This window comes from Pseudomonas sp. BR20 (genome assembly GCF_050780135.1).
In the GTDB taxonomy this organism is placed as follows: domain Bacteria; phylum Pseudomonadota; class Gammaproteobacteria; order Pseudomonadales; family Pseudomonadaceae; genus Aquipseudomonas.
On the sequence record NZ_CP172012.1, the window covers coordinates 697,722 to 712,410 of the forward strand.

Sequence of the window (14,689 nt, forward strand, 5' to 3'; positions counted from 1 at the left end):
CCGCTTTGGCGATAACTACATTCATGAGGCATGTTTCCGTTGGCCGGCCCAGGGCGCCAGCATAAAGCTGAATGCCAGACCCAGGCTGACCGACAGGCCGAAATTACTCACTGCGGGGGTGCTGGACACCGCCAGCAGGCCGAATGACAACCAGGTTGTCAGTGCCGCCAGCAGTGTGCCTAAAAGGCTGACAGCAGGGCCGCCGATCTGTTCGCGCATCAAAATCGCATAGTCGACACTGATGGCCGTGACCAGCAGCAACCCGAACAGGCTGAACAGGGTCAACGGCTGGCCCAGCCAACCCAGGCTGGCCAGGCTGCACAGCGCCGCCAGCAACGGCAGGGCGACGATGCGCAAGGCACCGCTAAAACCGAACGGCAGGATCAGTAACAGCACGATCAGCACGCACGACATCAACTTCAATTCGGCGGCGCTGATCTGCGTGTCGGCGAATACACGGTTCAAATCACCGAGGCGATCCACCAACTGCACGCCGGGTAGATCCACGGCTTGCACCCGCAACAGCGCCGGGTTGTTCAAGCCCTGCAGGCTGACCATGGCCGCCACACCGCCGTCCACCGGGCCGAGCCACAGCGTGCGCCAGGGTTCGGCCAACGGCCCCGCCAGCGCAGCGTCGATGTCTTCGGTAGGCAGCGCTTGCAGTTGCGCGACTTCGGCTTGCAGGGCGCTGGCGGGCACGCCGAGGTCCAACAGTGGCTGCCAATGCTGTGGAAGTGCGCTCAGGGCATCGCGCAGCTGCTGTTGTTCGGCGGGCAGGCTGACCAGTTGGTTGAGCGCCAGGTAACCCTGGAGCTTGTCCATATTCACCAATTGGTCCAGGCGTTGGCCCAGGGCGGCTTGCCGCTCCAGCAACTGCGGCTGGTTATCCGCACGTATCAGGAAAAACTGGCTGGTGGGTTGGAAACCGGTAATGCGTGCCACCGCCTGTGCCTCTTGCAGCAACTGCGGTGGCGCGCCGATCCACTGGCGAATATCGTTTTTGCTGTTCAGCTGCCACAGGCCGCCGGCACAGAACAACAGTACCCATGCCAGCAAAAATGGGCTCGGCACGCGCTTGAGCAAGGAAGCCCGCACCAGCCACAGGCACTCGGCAATGCGTAGCGGCCACTGCGCCGGACGCAGTTCGACACCCTTGAGCAGTGCCGGCAGCAGGCACACCGCTGACAGGTAGGCGCCGATCAGACCCGCGGCGGAGAACACCGCGATTTGCGTCAAGGCCGGAAACGGCGTCCAGGCCAGCGCCAGGTAGCCAATGCAACTGGTGGCCAGGCTCAGGCTCAGCCCTGGCAGCGTCAGGCGCAATGCCGGCCAACTGCGCCAGGGGTTCATGCTCCAGCTTTTCGACAGGTAGTGCAGCGGGTAATCCACCGCGACGCCGATCAGGCTGGAGCCGAGCACCAGGGTCATCACATGCATATGGCCGAACAGCGCCACGCAAGCGACGGCACCAAACAGCATGCCCACCAGCACCGGCACAAACGCCAGCAGCACTCGCCAGCGGCGGAACGCCAGCAACAGCAACAGCAGGATGCCGATGGTGGCGCCACCGCCAACCCAGGTGATTTCCCGCGTGGCCTGCTGCTGGCCGTTCGCCGCGTAAAGCAAACCGCTGGCGGCGAGCAATTGCGCGCCGTGTTCACTGGCCTGCGTGCGGCTGGCCTGGAGCAAATCCGCCACTTGCAGCGGCAGTTTCATGTCGAAGGCATTGCCGGTGGTGCGTGCGCGCAGCAGCACCCAGCTCTTGCCGTCGGCATCGGCGATCAAGGCGCCGCTGCCGATGTCCAGTTGCACCGAGCCGTGTTGCGGCTGGCTGTTCTGGATGCGCCCGGTCAGGCCGAGCCAGTCGTCCTGGCTCGGCACCAGGCTGAAGCCGGTAAAGGGGTCGAACAGCGACTGCACCCGTTGCTGGATGAACGCGTCGGGGTGGTCGATCAGTTGTTCGCGGTCCTTGGCCGAGAGCATCGCCAGCCGCCCGCGCAGCAACTGCTCACGCAGCGCCGGCAGGTCGGCTTGCAGGTTCCATTGGACCTTCTCGAACAAGCCGCTGGCCTGCCAGCGTTCGCCCAATTGCTGCGCCACGGCCACCGCTTGCTGGCGATCGGCGTGCCCCACCAATACCAGTATTTCGCGGTTGAGCGGCTCCTGCATGCGCTGTTCGGCTTGCAACTCCAAAGCGTCCGGCGTGCTGCCCGGCACCAGCTCCATCAGGTTGGCCGACAGCGGTGCGCCGTCGCGCCACTGCCAGCCGGCCAGGGCCAGCACGGCCACCAGCAGGATCAGGAACAGGCGCGGCAATAGACGCTCACTGGGCAAAGTCGTGTTGCTCCGCGTCGCTCAATGGCTGGCCGGCGGTACTGTCCTGCATGCGCAGTACGGTGCTGTCGCCTTGGGTTTCCAGCAGTTCGATGGTGTGTACCAGCTCACCGCCGTCGATATTGATCTGGGTGAATACCTGCTTGAGCAGCAGTGAACGCGGGATCAGCGTGAGCTTCCATTGCCGGGCTTCGCCTTGCAGTTGCAGCTCGAAGTCACGCTGCAAGCCGCTGCTGTCGCCCTGGAGCACGGCGAGGAACAGACGGTTCTGTTCGGTACCGGCGCTCTTGTTCGGCAGCAGTTGCCAGCCGTTGGCGTCACGGCGGGCGATGCCCTGGGCGCTGATGCGGTAATCCTGCTGCAGCGGGGTTTTCAGCAGCCACAGCAGGCCGTGGTCCTTGGCCAGGACGAAGGTGCCCTTGCTGACCAACGGTTGCGGCAGCGCACGCAGGTGTTTTTCCTGGATGAAGCTGCCGTGAATGACCGTTGGCTTTGCCAGTTGATCGCTGAGTTGTTGCAGGTCGAAGGCCTGGGCTTGAAGCGACAGCAGCAACGCGCCGAGGAAGGTGATCAGTTTCATGACAAGGCCCTTTCGACGGCGTCGGTGAATACTTTGGGCGAGGCCAGCTGCATCTCGCGACTGGCGATTTCCACCGCTACCTGCACAGTGCTGGCGCGGGTCAGACGCTCGCCGCTGGCCAGGTCGGTGATCAGGTAGTTGACCTTCAAGCGGTTCTCCCACTCCACCAGGCTGGCGCGCACGTTGATCGTCTGGCCGAACACCGCACCGCGCACATAGCGCAGTTGCATGTCGATCACCGGCCAGGCGTAGCCGGCTTCGAGCATCGCCGTGTAGTTGTGGCCGATCTTGTCCAGCAGCGCGCAGCGTGCGACTTCCAGGTACTTCACGTAATGCCCGTGCCAGACGACGTTCATGGTGTCGACGTCAAAAAACGGCACGAGGATTTCGGTGTCGCTGTGCAATACGCCAGGGCTACGCATGCAGCCTCCAGTGTTGCTCGGCGATGCGTTGCAGGCACAGGCGCAGTTCGCCTTCGAGGGCGCGGTCTTCGATGACCGGCGGGAAGTCCTGGGCCAGCTCTGCATGCATGGCCGCCAGCGCCGGTGGCAACGGGCGTGCGTCGTCGGCCTGGGCACGCAGCCACACGCCCTGGTTGGCGGCGAGCAGGGTGGCGGCGGCGACCTGTTCGGTCAGTTCCAGCACGCGGATCGCATCGCGGGCGGCGATGGTGCCCATGCTCACCTTGTCCTGGTTGTGGCACTCGGTGGAGCGCGAGAACACGCTGGCCGGCATGGTGTTTTTCAGCGCTTCGGCGGTCCAGGCGCTGGTGCCGATCTGCACGGCCTTGAAGCCATGGTTGATCATCGCGCGGTCAGCCGGCGCGCCGGACAGGTTGCTCGGCAGACCGTGGTTGTAGCGCACGTCCACCAGCAGCGCGAGCTGGCGGTCGAGCAGGTCGGCGACGTTGGCCACCAGGGTCTTGAGGCTGTCCATGGCAAAGGCGATATGCCCACCGTAGAAATGCCCGCCATGCAGCACGCGCTCTTCCTCAGCGTCGATGATCGGGTTGTCGTTGGCGCTGTTCAGCTCGATCTCGATAAACGAGCGCAGCCAGTTCAGGCTGTCCGCCAGCACGCCGAGGACGTGGGGCGCGCAGCGCAGCGAGTAGCGATCCTGCAGGCGATGCAGCGGCGCGGTCGGCGCGTCGATCGCCAGGTCCTTGCGCAGCCAGGCGGCGACTTGCATCTGCCCCGGATGTGGCTTGGCGGCGAACAGACGCTCGTCGAAGTGTTCCGGGTTGCCTTGCAGCGCCACCACGTTCAGCGCGGTGATGCGTGTGGCCAGTTGCAGCAGGTAGTCGGCACGGGCAAAGGCCAGGCAAGCGATGCCGGTCATCACCGCGGTGCCGTTCATCAGCGCCAGGGCTTCCTTGGGCCGCAGTACCAGCGGCTCCCAGCCAAGTTCGCGGTGCACGTCGGCGGCCAGGCGACGCTCGCCACGGAACAGCACTTCGCGCTCGCCGGACAGGGTCGCGGCCACGTAGGACAACGGCGTCAGGTCACCGCTGGCGCCCACCGAGCCTTCTTCCGGGATCAGCGGCAGCACGTCGTGTTCGAGGAACCCATGCAGGCGCTCCAGCAGTTCCACGCGCACCCCGGAGACACCGTGGCACAGCGACTGCAAGCGCGCCGCCAGCACCGCACGGGTGGCTTGGGCGTCGAGCAACTTGCCCAGGCCGCAACCGTGGAAGGTGTACAGGTGACGGGGCAGGGCCTCGACATGTTGCAACGGCACCGCGACCACGCAGGAGTCACCGTAGCCGGTGGTTACGCCGTAGATCACGCCTTCCTTGTCCAGCAGCGAGTCGAGGAACTGCGCGCCCTTGGCAATGCGTTGGCGATACGCGGCATCGCTTTGCAGCTGGGTAGGCACCTGACGGTTGGCCAGGGCCAGCACGTCCTCGATGCGCAGGGGGCGTTCGCCAAAGGTTACCGGCTCAAGATGCGTCGTCATCGGTCTTCCAAAAAGGGTAAAAGTTGAACCATTGTTGGGGCGCTTCCAGGCAGAACTGGCCCAGGCGTGCGGCGTAGCGCGCGGTCCACAGGGCGATGACCTGCTCGCGGGTACTGCGCTTCCATTCGATCAATTGCGCGAAGGGCTCGATGGTCAGGCGATAGCGGCCTTGGTGTTTCAGGCACATCAGCAGGTTGACCGGGCACTTCAGCAGGCCCGCCAGCAGCCACGGGCCTTGGGGGAAGGCCGCGTCATGGCCGAGGAAATCCACGCGCACCGTGCGCCCGCCATGCAAGGGCACGCGGTCGCCGGCAATCGCCAGCCACTCGCCGTCGTCCAGGCGCTGGCTGAGCAGCAGCATGGTGGCAGGGTCCAGCTCGCTGACCTGGATCAGGCGCAAGTGGGTGGCACCGGCTTCGCCCAGCAGGCGGTTGAAGCGTTCGGCGTGCTTGGTGTGCACCAGCACGTTCATGGTGACCTTTTCGCCGATTTCCGCCAGCGCGCGGCACACTTCGAGGTTGCCCAAATGTGCGCCGACCAGCATCTGGCCGCGCTCGCCGCGCAGTTGCCCGCGCAGTTTCGCCGGGTCGTTGATCTCGATCTGTTCCAGGCGCAGCTTGCCGTTCCACACGTCGAGTTTGTCGAGCAGGGCGTCGGCGAAGGCCATGAACTGGGCGAAGACTTTGCGCTGGCTGGGGCGCAGTTCGTCGCGCCTGCTCCAGTCGGCCAGGCGCTGCTGGTATTGCCAGGCGCTCTGGCGCGCGGTGCGGCCGAACAGGAAGAAGTACAACACGATGCCATACAGCACCGGGCTCAGCAGGCGGCGGCCGAGGACCTTGGCGGCGAGGGCGGTGAATTTCATCAGCCAGTAGCTGCCGCGCTCTTCGCGGTCGGCCCAGTGCTTGGTGCTGTCGCTCATGCCTGCCACCGTCGCCACAGGATCAGCGGTGCACGCACCAGCATGCCGAAGAACAGTCGGGTGTGCATGGCGCTGATGCGTACGTTGTCGCGGAACAGGCGGAAGTGCGACAGGCCGTCGGCAGGGTAATGCACCTGGGTCGGCAGCCAGCGCATCGGCTGGTTACGCCAGGCCAGGCGCACCAGGATGTCGGAGTCGAAGTCCATGTGCGTGCCGATGTAGGCGGAGTCCATCAGGGCCAGCACCGGGGCCAGCGGGTACACACGAAAGCCGCACATCGAGTCGCGGATCTGCAGCGACAGGGTGTTGATCCACACCCACACGTGGGTCAGGTAACGCGCGTACAAACGGCCTTTGGGCACGCTTTCGTCGTATTCGGGGTAGCCGCAGATGATTGCGTTGGGCTGCCTGCGGGAAGCGTCGATAAACGTCTCGACTTCGCGCAGGTCGTGCTGGCCGTCGGCGTCGACCTGCAAGGCGTGGCTGAAGCCCAGGCGTGCCGCCTCGCGAAACCCGGCCATCACCGCGCCGCCTTTGCCTTGATTGTTCGGCAGGGTCAGCAGGGTGACGTTATCCAGGTCCGCCAATTGCGCCAGTACCGCTGCGCAGGCTGGGCTGCTGCCGTCGTCGACCAACAGGCACGGCAGGCCGCTGCTCAACAGGCTGCGGACCACGGCGGGCACGGCGGCCTCGTGGTTGTAGACCGGGATCAGGGCGCAGGGGTTATGCATGGGCGGGTTCCAATTGGATCCGGCCACTGGAGCAGGCCGCGACGCCGTTGCGGTAGGCGAAATACAACTTGCTGCGTTCCTGGTCGAAGCGCAGGTGCAGTTCGATGCGATCGCCGGGGCGTACCAGTTGCTGGAACTTGAGCACTTCCATGCCGACAAAGGTCGCGGGCAGGTCGAGCAGTTGCTGGCCCAGGTTGAATGCCCATTCCACTTGGACCACGCCGGGCAGCACAGGTGTGACCGGAAAGTGCCCGCTGAAGTAGGCCAGGTCCGGCGGGACGATCATCTGCACGGTCCATTCGCCATCGACTTCGATTTGCTCCAGCACTTCCGGTGCTTTTGGCCGGGGCGCCAGCAGCAACGCGGCCACATCGGCCTGGGGCAGTTTGCCCTGGGCATTCAGTGGCAGCTGGCGCAGCAGCCGCCAGCGGCGCGGCAGCGCCAGGGCTTCGCAATGCTGGCTCAAATGTTGGCGCAGGGTGTGGGTGACGGTGCGTCGGCCCTGGTTGCGCAGGGCGTGCAGGCCGTCGGCACTGAGCACCACCAGCGCACCGAGTGATGCACGGTTTTCCTGCACCACCCCCAGGCGCGTTTCGGCGACCCACGGGTGGGCCATCAGCGCCTGTTCGAGCATGGGCAGGGAGATGCGTTTTTCTTCCAGCTTGACGATACGGTCCAGGCGTCCGAGCAGCTCGAAGCGACCATCGGCATGGATGCGCGCCGCGTCAGCGGTTTGTTCTATATGCCCGACGGGCAAGTAAGGCGAAGCGATGCGCAGTGCACCGTCCGCATCCTGGCTCAGGTGTATATCGGCGAACGGCTGCCAGGGTTGCGCGCCCTGGCGCCAGGCAATGCCGCCGGTTTCCGAGCTGCCGAGAATCTCTGTCGGCCATTGCTGCAAGCGCTCGTAAAGACTGCTGGCCGCCTCGATGGGCAAGGCACCGCCCGACGAGAACACCCGCGATACCTGGCTAAGCGCTGGCCAATCGAGGTTGTCGCCCATGCGCTTGAGCAGCGCCGGGCTGGCGACCCAGGCGAATTGCGGGTATTCGCGGCTGGCGCGTTGCATGTCTTCCGGAAAAGCCAGCTGGCGGCGCACAAAGCTGCGACCGGCGCACAGCGGCCACAGCACGCGGAACAGCAAACCGTAGATGTGCTGGGTGGCGACGCTGCCGATGATGCAGGCGTCTTTAAGGTCTGCACCCCACAACGCTTCCAGGGCCTGGACCTCATTGGCCAGTTGGCGCAGGGTCTTGTCGATACGCTTGGGTTCGCCGCTGGAGCCGGAGGTGCACAGGCTCAGTTGGCAGGTGTCCAGGTCGAGGGCGGCCGGGCTCAACGGCGCTTGATACAACGCGTCCAGGTCTGGCGCTTCAGTCAGCCAGGCGTCGACAACCGCGTCCCAGCGTTGGCGGGTCTGGGGTTGCAGATCGGCGGGCAGCAGCACGCTGGCCCCGGCGCGCCAGGCGCCCAGCAGTGCAATTGCCAGCAGGCCTGCGTCTTCCAGGTGCAGGGCCAGGCGCTGGATGCCACGCGCTTGCAACCCGGCCGCCAGGCTCAGGGAGTGTTCCCACAGCTGGGCGTGATTCATCGCAGGTTCGGTGGTCACCAAACGCTGTTCCAGCGGCTCGAGCAACAGGTGCTCAAGATTCAACCCATTCATACGCGGCCTCGAACCCTTTGTCGTACCAGCCATTCCACGGCAAACAACAGCCCCATCAGCCCGTAGGCGATCAAGCCGTTGTACAACGTCCACCAGCTCAACGGCGCCCATAGGGTGAGGGCGGCGGCCAGCAGGCCATTACACAGAAAAAACACGCACCACACCACGGTGACCTGGCGCGTATACACAATCGCGTTTGGCGGCAGTACCGGGTCGGTCATGCGTGCCAGGCGCTCTACCATCGGCGGGCCGTATTTCAGGCTCAGGCCGAACAGCGCCAACATGAACGCACTGACCAGGCTCGGGTACCAGCGCAACAGGTGCGGGTTATCGAACCAGGCCAGGGCCAGGCAAAACACGATCACCGCCAACGCCATCCAGCGGCTGCCGGGGCGCGAAGCGCCAGTGACCGCGCGCAGCAGCCACAGGCTGCCCAGCAGCAACCCGAACTGCCACGGCGCAAAGTGCTCGGTGCCGTAATACACCGCAAAGGGGTACAGCAGCCCCGCCAACAACAGGCCAAGGCCGATCAGCCGGCTCATGCGGCGGGTTGGACCAGACGGTACACCGCCTCAACCACGTCGTTCACGGTGCGCACGGCCTTGAACTCTTCGGCAGCGATCTTCTTGCCGGTCTGGCGCTTGATATGGTCGATCAGGTCCACGGCATCGATGCTGTCGATTTCCAGGTCCTGGTACAGGTTGGCGTCGAGGGTGACGCGTTCCGGCGGCAGTTCAAACAGTTCCACCAAGGCATCGCGCAGGGTGTTGAAAATATCGTCACGAGTTTGCATGGTCCGGTCTCAAGCTGCCTGTCTGGCCGTGACGAACGCCGCAAGGCTGGCCACGTTGGTGAAGTGATCGCGTGTGTCCTTGGCGTCGGCATCGATCTTGATGCCGTACGTTTTCTGGATCGCCAGGCCCAATTCCAGGGCGTCTACCGAATCCAGGCCCAGGCCTTCGCCGAACAGGGTCTGGTCGCTGCCGATGTCGTCGGCGCTGATGTCCTCCAGGCCCAGGGCCTCGATGATCAGCATCTTTATGTCGTGCTCAAGGCGTTGTTGGTCGCTCATCTTCGGCGAGCTCCTTAATGAAATAGTGGTGCAGGTAATCGTTGAGCTTGCGTGAGGCCTGGGGCGCGGGCCCCAGTGTTGCGAACGCCTGTGGTTCTATATCGGCACCCACCCGCAAACTGAAGTGAAAACGGCGTTTCGGGATGCGATACCAGGGTTCGGCCTTGGTCAGGGTGGTGGGGCTGACCTTGATCACCACCGGGGTGATGATTGTCGCACCACGCAGCGCAATGGCAGCGGCCCCGCGATGAAAGGCGGGCGCCACGCCGGGTGTGGTGCGGGTGCCCTCGGGAAAGATGATCAGCGTCTGGCCTTCGCGCAGGGCGTCGGCGGCGGCGTCGAGCATGTCCGCGCTGCCGTCGTTGCTTATATAGCCCGCGTCGCGCACCGGGCCACGGGTGAACGGGTTTTGAAACAGGCTCTGCTTGATCACGCAATTGGTTTGGCGCATCAGGCCGATCAGGAACACCACGTCAATCAGCGACGGGTGGTTGGCGATGATCATCTGGCCCGGCTGGCCGAGCCTTTCGGCGCCTTCGACGCTGTAGGTCAGCACCCCGGCGCGCTGCATCATGCGGATAAAGAACCAGAACAGCTTGCTGATGGTATGACGGGCGCGGCGCTGGTGTCTTTCGACGTTGCCCGGCAGGCAGCTGAGCAAGGGAAACACCAGCAAACGCAGGCACAACCCGCCGACGCCAAACACGAAGAAGCTGGCGGCAGTGGCGAACAGGCGCCAGTAGTAGGCATCCCGTGGCTTTTCGTTCACGGCTTGCGTTGCCAGTTCCATACACGGTTCTTCCAGGCATGTTGGCAGGCGCCCTGTTCGGTGAGCAGGGTGCGTAGCAGGTTCAGGGCGTGGGGCCACTGGGTTTGAGTGAGTTGGACAGTGCTCGCGGTGAGTTCCAGTTGCCACTCGTCGCCTGGTGTCAGCAGCAGGCCGAGGGCGTAGGGGAAGGGCACGTCAACGATCCAACTGGCGTAGGCCTCGGGTGGCTGTTCTTCGGTGATCACGAGCAATACTGCCGAGGCGCCTTCATTGAGCAGCGCGGCGGCTTCGAGCATGCCGTGCTCCAGGCCATCGCCTGCAGCGGCGAGGGCCGTCATCTCGCTGGTTTCATTGCGCAGGATCGACCATAGGCCAATCACCGCGTTATGCACCGACAGGCTGAATTGGGTCGGCGACAGCGGCTGGTCGTTGGCCAGGTCACTGAGGATGTCCAGGGTGCGCGGGGTTTCGCCATGCCGGGAAATAAACACCAGCGGCAGGTCTTGCAGGCCTTCGGCCAACGGCCAGCCCACGCTGAATGCCATGCGTGCCAGGCGGCTCAGGCGGCGGCGCTGCATGGCCGGCAGGAATGACACGTCGGGGGACGCATCGCTGGCAGGCAGCAACACCGGGGCCTGGCACCAGGCGTGCCAGTCGTCCGCGCTTTCCAGGCCAGGAGCCCAGGCACGCCATTGGGCGATGTTGAAGTTGATCACTGAGAAGTTATCCCGCCCCTGCGGGCTTCCATGTGCGGCTTTTGGCCCCGAATACCGGGACAGGGAGCAATCGCCGAATGGCGCGCATTATCCCGGTGCCGTGGGGTTCTAGCAAACTTTGGTAAAGAAATGTGCACGGCCGATTACAAATAGTGGGGAAGATTTACAGATTGTCCTTCAATGGGGGGCAAGTTGGATCGTCGGACACTTCCTTTTCACTTGTCCGCGACGTATGACAGGGCAGATGCGATGCAGCAATGCATCGATGAACGAGGTAGCTAACAGGCGCTTTTGCCCTCTACACTCGGACATTCATTGATACACGGAGGTTTTTCCATGCGGCGCGTGGTGTTCAATCAAAAAGGCGGTGTTGGTAAGTCCAGCATTGCCTGCAACCTGGCGGCGGTCAGCGCCAGCGAAGGCTATCGAACCCTGTTGGTGGACCTCGATGCACAAGCCAACTCGACCCAGTACCTCACCGGGCTGACCGGCGATGACATCCCTATGGGGATCGCGGACTTTTTCAAGCAAACCCTGTCTTCCGGGCCGTTTTCGAAGAAGAACAAGGTGGATATCTACGAAACACCCTTCGACAACCTGCACGTCATCACCGCGACCGCCGAACTCGCGGACTTGCAGCCCAAGCTTGAAGCCAAGCACAAGATCAACAAGCTGCGAAAGCTGCTGGATGAGCTGAGCGAGGATTACGACCGGATCTACCTGGATACCCCGCCAGCCCTGAACTTTTATGCGGTTTCGGCGCTGATTGCCGCTGATCGTGTGCTGATTCCCTTCGATTGCGACAGCTTCTCGCGCCAGGCCCTGTATGGCCTGCTGGCCGAAATCGAAGAATTGAAGGAAGACCACAACGAAGGCCTGGAAGTCGAAGGTATCGTGGTCAACCAGTTCCAGGCGCGGGCGAGCCTGCCGCAGCAAATGCTCGATGAGTTGATTGCCGAAGGCTTGCCGGTGCTGCCGGTGTACCTGGCCAGCTCGGTACGCATGCGCGAGTCGCACCAGGAGAACAAGCCGCTGATCCACCTGGACCCACGGCACAAGCTCACTCTGCAATTTGTGGAGTTGCATAACCTGCTGGAAAACGCCTGACCTCGAAGGCAACAAAGAATCCCTGTGGGAGGGGGCTTGCTCCCGATGGCGGTGTATCAGTCACGAATACTTTGACTGACTCACCGCCATCGGGAGCAAGCCCCCTCCCACATTTGAATTGCATTTCAGTCGGGGATTGGATTTTTCCCACAGAGGCTGTAGGAAGGGTCTGGCTAGAGGGGGTGTGGCTTGTATCGTTGCCTACAGGTACGCCAGAATCCGCCGGCTTGTGCGTCTGGATGGGCATCTCTAAGGTTCTGCGGTCACTGAATGTTCAGTGATCGGGTTTAGTAGCCCGAGGTGAGACGTACGGCAATTCGTCGATCAGGAGCTTCCTGAATTTGATGGTGGCTGTACGGAGGGCGCTTCGAGCGCGCCGGTTGCGTCTCCCCGGTCTACTAACCTGCGTACAGCTGCCACCCTCCGTTTAGTAGCGGCCGGTTGCGGCTCCACTACTCGGAGACGATCCATGGTTAACCTCTATACCGTTACAGCCAACCTCCCCACCGAAACCCTCATCCTCAACAGCTACGAAACCTTCTCCTCCGTCCGCACCCTGTTACTCAACCTGTCCAACGACCTCACCGGCGAACACCGCGACGTGGCCCTGGCTATCCACCAATTGAGCGAACTTGGCGTAATGCTGGTCGGCCAGATAATGGACCGCGAAGCCCCCGTGGCCTGAAGATAACACTCGGTCAAATGTGGGAGGGGCGGTGCGACGATTCGACTTGCCCCCTCCCACACTGTCCAGCCTTGTTCTCAAGGTCCGGTTACACCCCCTGGCTACGCAACCAACTCATCAACTGCGGCAACGGAAACGCCCCGCTCTGGCGCGCCACTTCGCGGCCGTTCTTGAACAGAATCAGACTGGGGATCGACCGGATCCCCAGTTGCGCCGACAGCTGCTGGTTGGCCTCGCTGTCCAGCTTGGCCAACCGGCACTTGCCTTCCAACTGCCCGGCCGCCTGCTCGAACACCGGCGCAAACGACTTGCACGGCCCACACCAATCGGCCCACACGTCCACCAGCAACGGCAAATCGCCCTTGATCTGACTGGCGTAGTCGCCTTGCTTCAGCTCGAAAGGCTTGCTCAGTAGAACCGGTTGCTTGCAACGCCCGCACTTGGGCGTATCACCCAGGCGTTCGCCGGGGATGCGGTTGAGGGCATTGCAATGGGGGCAGGGGATAACGAGAGGGTCGGACATGGTGGGCTCCTGAGTATGGCCAATAGTCTCTATTTGGAGTCAGCGCCGATAGTTATCAAGATAGATACATGACTGTGGCGAGCGGGCTTGCCCCGCGTTGGGCTGCGCAGCAGCCCTGCGGGAGTAAGCTCTCTCGCCACAGCCTCTCTTTCTTACGACGAACAACTGATCTCCAAATGCTTGCCCCAATCCGGCGGTCGTTGCGCGTACTGCTCCATCCCCGCCTGCTCCTCGAACGGTTTGGAAAGCACCTCATGCAACCGCCGCACTTCGCTGTAATCGCCTGATTCGGCGGCAGCGATAGCGTTCTGTGCGAGGTAGTTACGCAGGATGTACAGCGGGTTCACTGCGTGCATCCGCTCACGGCGCTGTTCCTCGCTGTAATCCCCATCCCGCTCAACACGAGCCTTGTACAGTCCTGCCCAGGCATCAAAACCGGCGAGGTCGACAAAATCATCGCGCAGCTTCGCCACCGCCAGCGCCGCCGATTCATCCCCAAGCCGCCGGAAGAACAGCGTGTAATCCACGCCGCTGTTCTGCATCAGCTTCAGCAACTGCTCCACCAGCTTCTGGTCGTCGTCTTCGGCAGTGGTCAGCCCCAGTCGGCGGCGCATCAGGTCCAGGTAGTGGGCCTGGTACAGCGGCAGATACAGGCCAAGGGCTTCTTTCAAGGCGTCGACGCTGATAAATGGCGTGAGCGCCTGGGCCAGCGCGCTGAGATTCCACTGGCCGATGGGCACTTGGTTACTGAAGGAATAGCGCCCTTCATGGTCCGAGTGGTTGCAGATGAAGTGCGCGTCAAAGTCGTCGAGAAACGCAAACGGCCCGAAGTCGAAGGTGATGCCCAGGATCGACATGTTGTCGGTGTTCATCACCCCGTGGCAGAAACCATAGGCCTGCCATTTGGCGATCATCTCGGCGTTGCGTTCGACGATTTCGCGGAACATCGCCAGGTAGGGCTCGGGCTGTTCCCGGCACTCGGGGTAGTGCAGGTTCAGCACGTGTTCGGCCAACTCGGCCTGCTGTTCGGGCTTCTTGGTGTAGTAGAAATATTCGAAATGACCAAAGCGGACATGGCTGGGCGCCAAGCGCAGCACCATCGCCCCACGTTCCTGCTTCTCCCGCCAGACCGGGGTGCTGGAGCCGATCACGCACAACGCGCGGCTGCTGGGGATGCCCAGTGCATGCAGCGCTTCGGAGGCCAAAAACTCCCGGATTGACGAGCGCAGCACCGCGCGGCCATCGCCCATGCGCGAGTAGGGCGTCATCCCGGCGCCTTTCAGGTGCAGATCCCAGTGTTCGCCGGCCGCGTTGTACACCTCGCCCAGCAGCAACCCGCGGCCATCGCCCAACTGCGGGGTGTAGCCGCCAAACTGATGCCCGGAGTAGACCATCGCCCGCGGCTCGGCTTCGGCCCACAGCTTGTGGCCGCTGAACAGCTCGGCAAACACCGGTGTTTCGGCCACCGCCGGGTCTAGGTCGAGCAGGGCCATGGCGGCATTGCTTGCCACCACCAGGCGCGGTTCGTCGAGGGGCTCGGGCAATACGTGGGTTGAGAACGCGTCGCCCAGGCGTGCGAAGCGGTTGTCGAAGGTCAGTTCGTCGAGGGCTTTCACCGGCCATCTCCAGCAGAA

General features: G+C 63.2%; 16 protein-coding genes. 2 read left to right on the forward strand and 14 right to left on the reverse strand.

From position 1 onward, the window contains the following. Window positions 1-21: 21 nt before the first annotated feature. Genes ACHPFG_RS03065 through ACHPFG_RS03120 form a run of 12 tightly spaced genes read right to left on the reverse strand, consistent with a single transcriptional unit; the run spans window position 22 to window position 10,740 of the window. On the reverse strand, window positions 22-2,334 hold the full coding sequence (locus tag ACHPFG_RS03065) for an MMPL family transporter (RefSeq protein WP_431701574.1): 2,313 nt from the start codon (window positions 2,332-2,334) through the stop codon (window positions 22-24). Continuing rightward, on the reverse strand, window positions 2,324-2,914 hold the full coding sequence (locus ACHPFG_RS03070) for an outer membrane lipoprotein carrier protein LolA (RefSeq protein WP_431701575.1): 591 nt from the start codon (window positions 2,912-2,914) through the stop codon (window positions 2,324-2,326). The genes ACHPFG_RS03065 and ACHPFG_RS03070 overlap by 11 nt, the downstream gene beginning before the upstream one ends. After that, window positions 2,911-3,336 (reverse strand): acyl-CoA thioesterase, encoded by a 426-nt coding sequence (locus tag ACHPFG_RS03075; protein WP_431701576.1) that lies wholly within the window; start codon window positions 3,334-3,336, stop codon window positions 2,911-2,913. The genes ACHPFG_RS03070 and ACHPFG_RS03075 overlap by 4 nt, the downstream gene beginning before the upstream one ends. Next, complete coding sequence (locus tag ACHPFG_RS03080) at window positions 3,329-4,870, reverse strand: HAL/PAL/TAL family ammonia-lyase (RefSeq protein WP_131696845.1); 1,542 nt, start codon at window positions 4,868-4,870, stop codon at window positions 3,329-3,331. The genes ACHPFG_RS03075 and ACHPFG_RS03080 overlap by 8 nt, the downstream gene beginning before the upstream one ends. Then, complete coding sequence (locus tag ACHPFG_RS03085) at window positions 4,854-5,789, reverse strand: glycosyl transferase (protein ID WP_431701577.1); 936 nt, start codon at window positions 5,787-5,789, stop codon at window positions 4,854-4,856. The genes ACHPFG_RS03080 and ACHPFG_RS03085 overlap by 17 nt, the downstream gene beginning before the upstream one ends. Next, window positions 5,786-6,520, reverse strand: a complete 735-nt coding sequence (locus ACHPFG_RS03090) for a glycosyltransferase family 2 protein (protein WP_339541801.1) — start codon at window positions 6,518-6,520, stop codon at window positions 5,786-5,788. The genes ACHPFG_RS03085 and ACHPFG_RS03090 overlap by 4 nt, the downstream gene beginning before the upstream one ends. Beyond that, complete coding sequence (locus tag ACHPFG_RS03095) at window positions 6,513-8,183, reverse strand: AMP-binding protein (RefSeq protein ID WP_431701578.1); 1,671 nt, start codon at window positions 8,181-8,183, stop codon at window positions 6,513-6,515. Before ACHPFG_RS03095 ends, ACHPFG_RS03090 begins: the two co-directional genes overlap by 8 nt. After that, entirely contained in the window at window positions 8,180-8,725 is a 546-nt protein-coding gene (locus tag ACHPFG_RS03100) for a hypothetical protein (protein ID WP_259244938.1), read from the reverse strand. The genes ACHPFG_RS03095 and ACHPFG_RS03100 overlap by 4 nt, the downstream gene beginning before the upstream one ends. Then, entirely contained in the window at window positions 8,722-8,976 is a 255-nt protein-coding gene (locus ACHPFG_RS03105; protein ID WP_003187949.1) for an acyl carrier protein, read from the reverse strand. The genes ACHPFG_RS03100 and ACHPFG_RS03105 overlap by 4 nt, the downstream gene beginning before the upstream one ends. A gap of 9 nt (window positions 8,977-8,985) precedes the next feature. After that, a complete protein-coding gene (locus ACHPFG_RS03110; protein WP_131696840.1) occupies window positions 8,986-9,255 on the reverse strand; it encodes a phosphopantetheine-binding protein in 270 nt (89 codons plus the stop codon). Beyond that, window positions 9,233-10,045: a lysophospholipid acyltransferase family protein gene (locus ACHPFG_RS03115; RefSeq protein ID WP_167655581.1), complete on the reverse strand. Its 813-nt coding sequence runs from the start codon at window positions 10,043-10,045 to the stop codon at window positions 9,233-9,235. Before ACHPFG_RS03115 ends, ACHPFG_RS03110 begins: the two co-directional genes overlap by 23 nt. Continuing rightward, window positions 10,021-10,740, reverse strand: coding sequence for a beta-ketoacyl synthase chain length factor (locus ACHPFG_RS03120; protein WP_431701579.1), 720 nt, complete (start codon window positions 10,738-10,740; stop codon window positions 10,021-10,023). The genes ACHPFG_RS03115 and ACHPFG_RS03120 overlap by 25 nt, the downstream gene beginning before the upstream one ends. A 336-nt stretch (window positions 10,741-11,076) precedes the next feature. Here ACHPFG_RS03120 and ACHPFG_RS03125 point away from each other — a divergent pair, with 336 nt between their 5' ends. Together ACHPFG_RS03125 and ACHPFG_RS03130 are read left to right on the forward strand one after the other, a co-directional pair. After that, window positions 11,077-11,847, forward strand: a complete 771-nt coding sequence (locus tag ACHPFG_RS03125) for a ParA family protein (RefSeq protein WP_053139210.1) — start codon at window positions 11,077-11,079, stop codon at window positions 11,845-11,847. Between the two features lie 469 nt (window positions 11,848-12,316). After that, window positions 12,317-12,532 carry a DUF6124 family protein gene (locus ACHPFG_RS03130; RefSeq protein WP_145335944.1) on the forward strand — a complete coding sequence of 72 codons (216 nt, stop codon included), beginning with the start codon at window positions 12,317-12,319 and terminating at the stop codon, window positions 12,530-12,532. 88 nt (window positions 12,533-12,620) lie between these two features. Here the strand turns inward: ACHPFG_RS03130 and trxC are convergent, their stop codons facing one another. Both trxC and selO read right to left on the reverse strand, forming a co-directional pair. Next, a complete protein-coding gene (trxC, locus tag ACHPFG_RS03135; protein WP_431701580.1) occupies window positions 12,621-13,055 on the reverse strand; it encodes a thioredoxin TrxC in 435 nt (144 codons plus the stop codon). Between the two features lie 152 nt (window positions 13,056-13,207). Continuing rightward, window positions 13,208-14,671: a protein adenylyltransferase SelO gene (gene selO, locus ACHPFG_RS03140; RefSeq protein WP_431701581.1), complete on the reverse strand. Its 1,464-nt coding sequence runs from the start codon at window positions 14,669-14,671 to the stop codon at window positions 13,208-13,210. Window positions 14,672-14,689: the final 18 nt, after the last annotated feature.

Coding starts and splice junctions, on each gene's coding strand:
- ACHPFG_RS03110 (WP_131696840.1), bottom strand. CDS start 9,255: ATGAGCGACCAACAACGCCTTGAGCACGACATAAAGATGCTGATCATC.
- ACHPFG_RS03090 (WP_339541801.1), bottom strand. CDS start 6,520: ATGCATAACCCCTGCGCCCTGATCCCGGTCTACAACCACGAGGCCGCC.
- ACHPFG_RS03085 (WP_431701577.1), bottom strand. CDS start 5,789: ATGAGCGACAGCACCAAGCACTGGGCCGACCGCGAAGAGCGCGGCAGC.
- ACHPFG_RS03105 (WP_003187949.1), bottom strand. CDS start 8,976: ATGCAAACTCGTGACGATATTTTCAACACCCTGCGCGATGCCTTGGTG.
- ACHPFG_RS03080 (WP_131696845.1), bottom strand. CDS start 4,870: ATGACGACGCATCTTGAGCCGGTAACCTTTGGCGAACGCCCCCTGCGC.
- ACHPFG_RS03075 (WP_431701576.1), bottom strand. CDS start 3,336: ATGCGTAGCCCTGGCGTATTGCACAGCGACACCGAAATCCTCGTGCCG.
- ACHPFG_RS03125 (WP_053139210.1), top strand. CDS start 11,077: ATGCGGCGCGTGGTGTTCAATCAAAAAGGCGGTGTTGGTAAGTCCAGC.
- ACHPFG_RS03115 (WP_167655581.1), bottom strand. CDS start 10,045: ATGGAACTGGCAACGCAAGCCGTGAACGAAAAGCCACGGGATGCCTAC.
- ACHPFG_RS03100 (WP_259244938.1), bottom strand. CDS start 8,725: ATGAGCCGGCTGATCGGCCTTGGCCTGTTGTTGGCGGGGCTGCTGTAC.
- ACHPFG_RS03095 (WP_431701578.1), bottom strand. CDS start 8,183: ATGAATGGGTTGAATCTTGAGCACCTGTTGCTCGAGCCGCTGGAACAG.
- ACHPFG_RS03130 (WP_145335944.1), top strand. CDS start 12,317: ATGGTTAACCTCTATACCGTTACAGCCAACCTCCCCACCGAAACCCTC.
- ACHPFG_RS03070 (WP_431701575.1), bottom strand. CDS start 2,914: ATGAAACTGATCACCTTCCTCGGCGCGTTGCTGCTGTCGCTTCAAGCC.
- trxC (WP_431701580.1), bottom strand. CDS start 13,055: ATGTCCGACCCTCTCGTTATCCCCTGCCCCCATTGCAATGCCCTCAAC.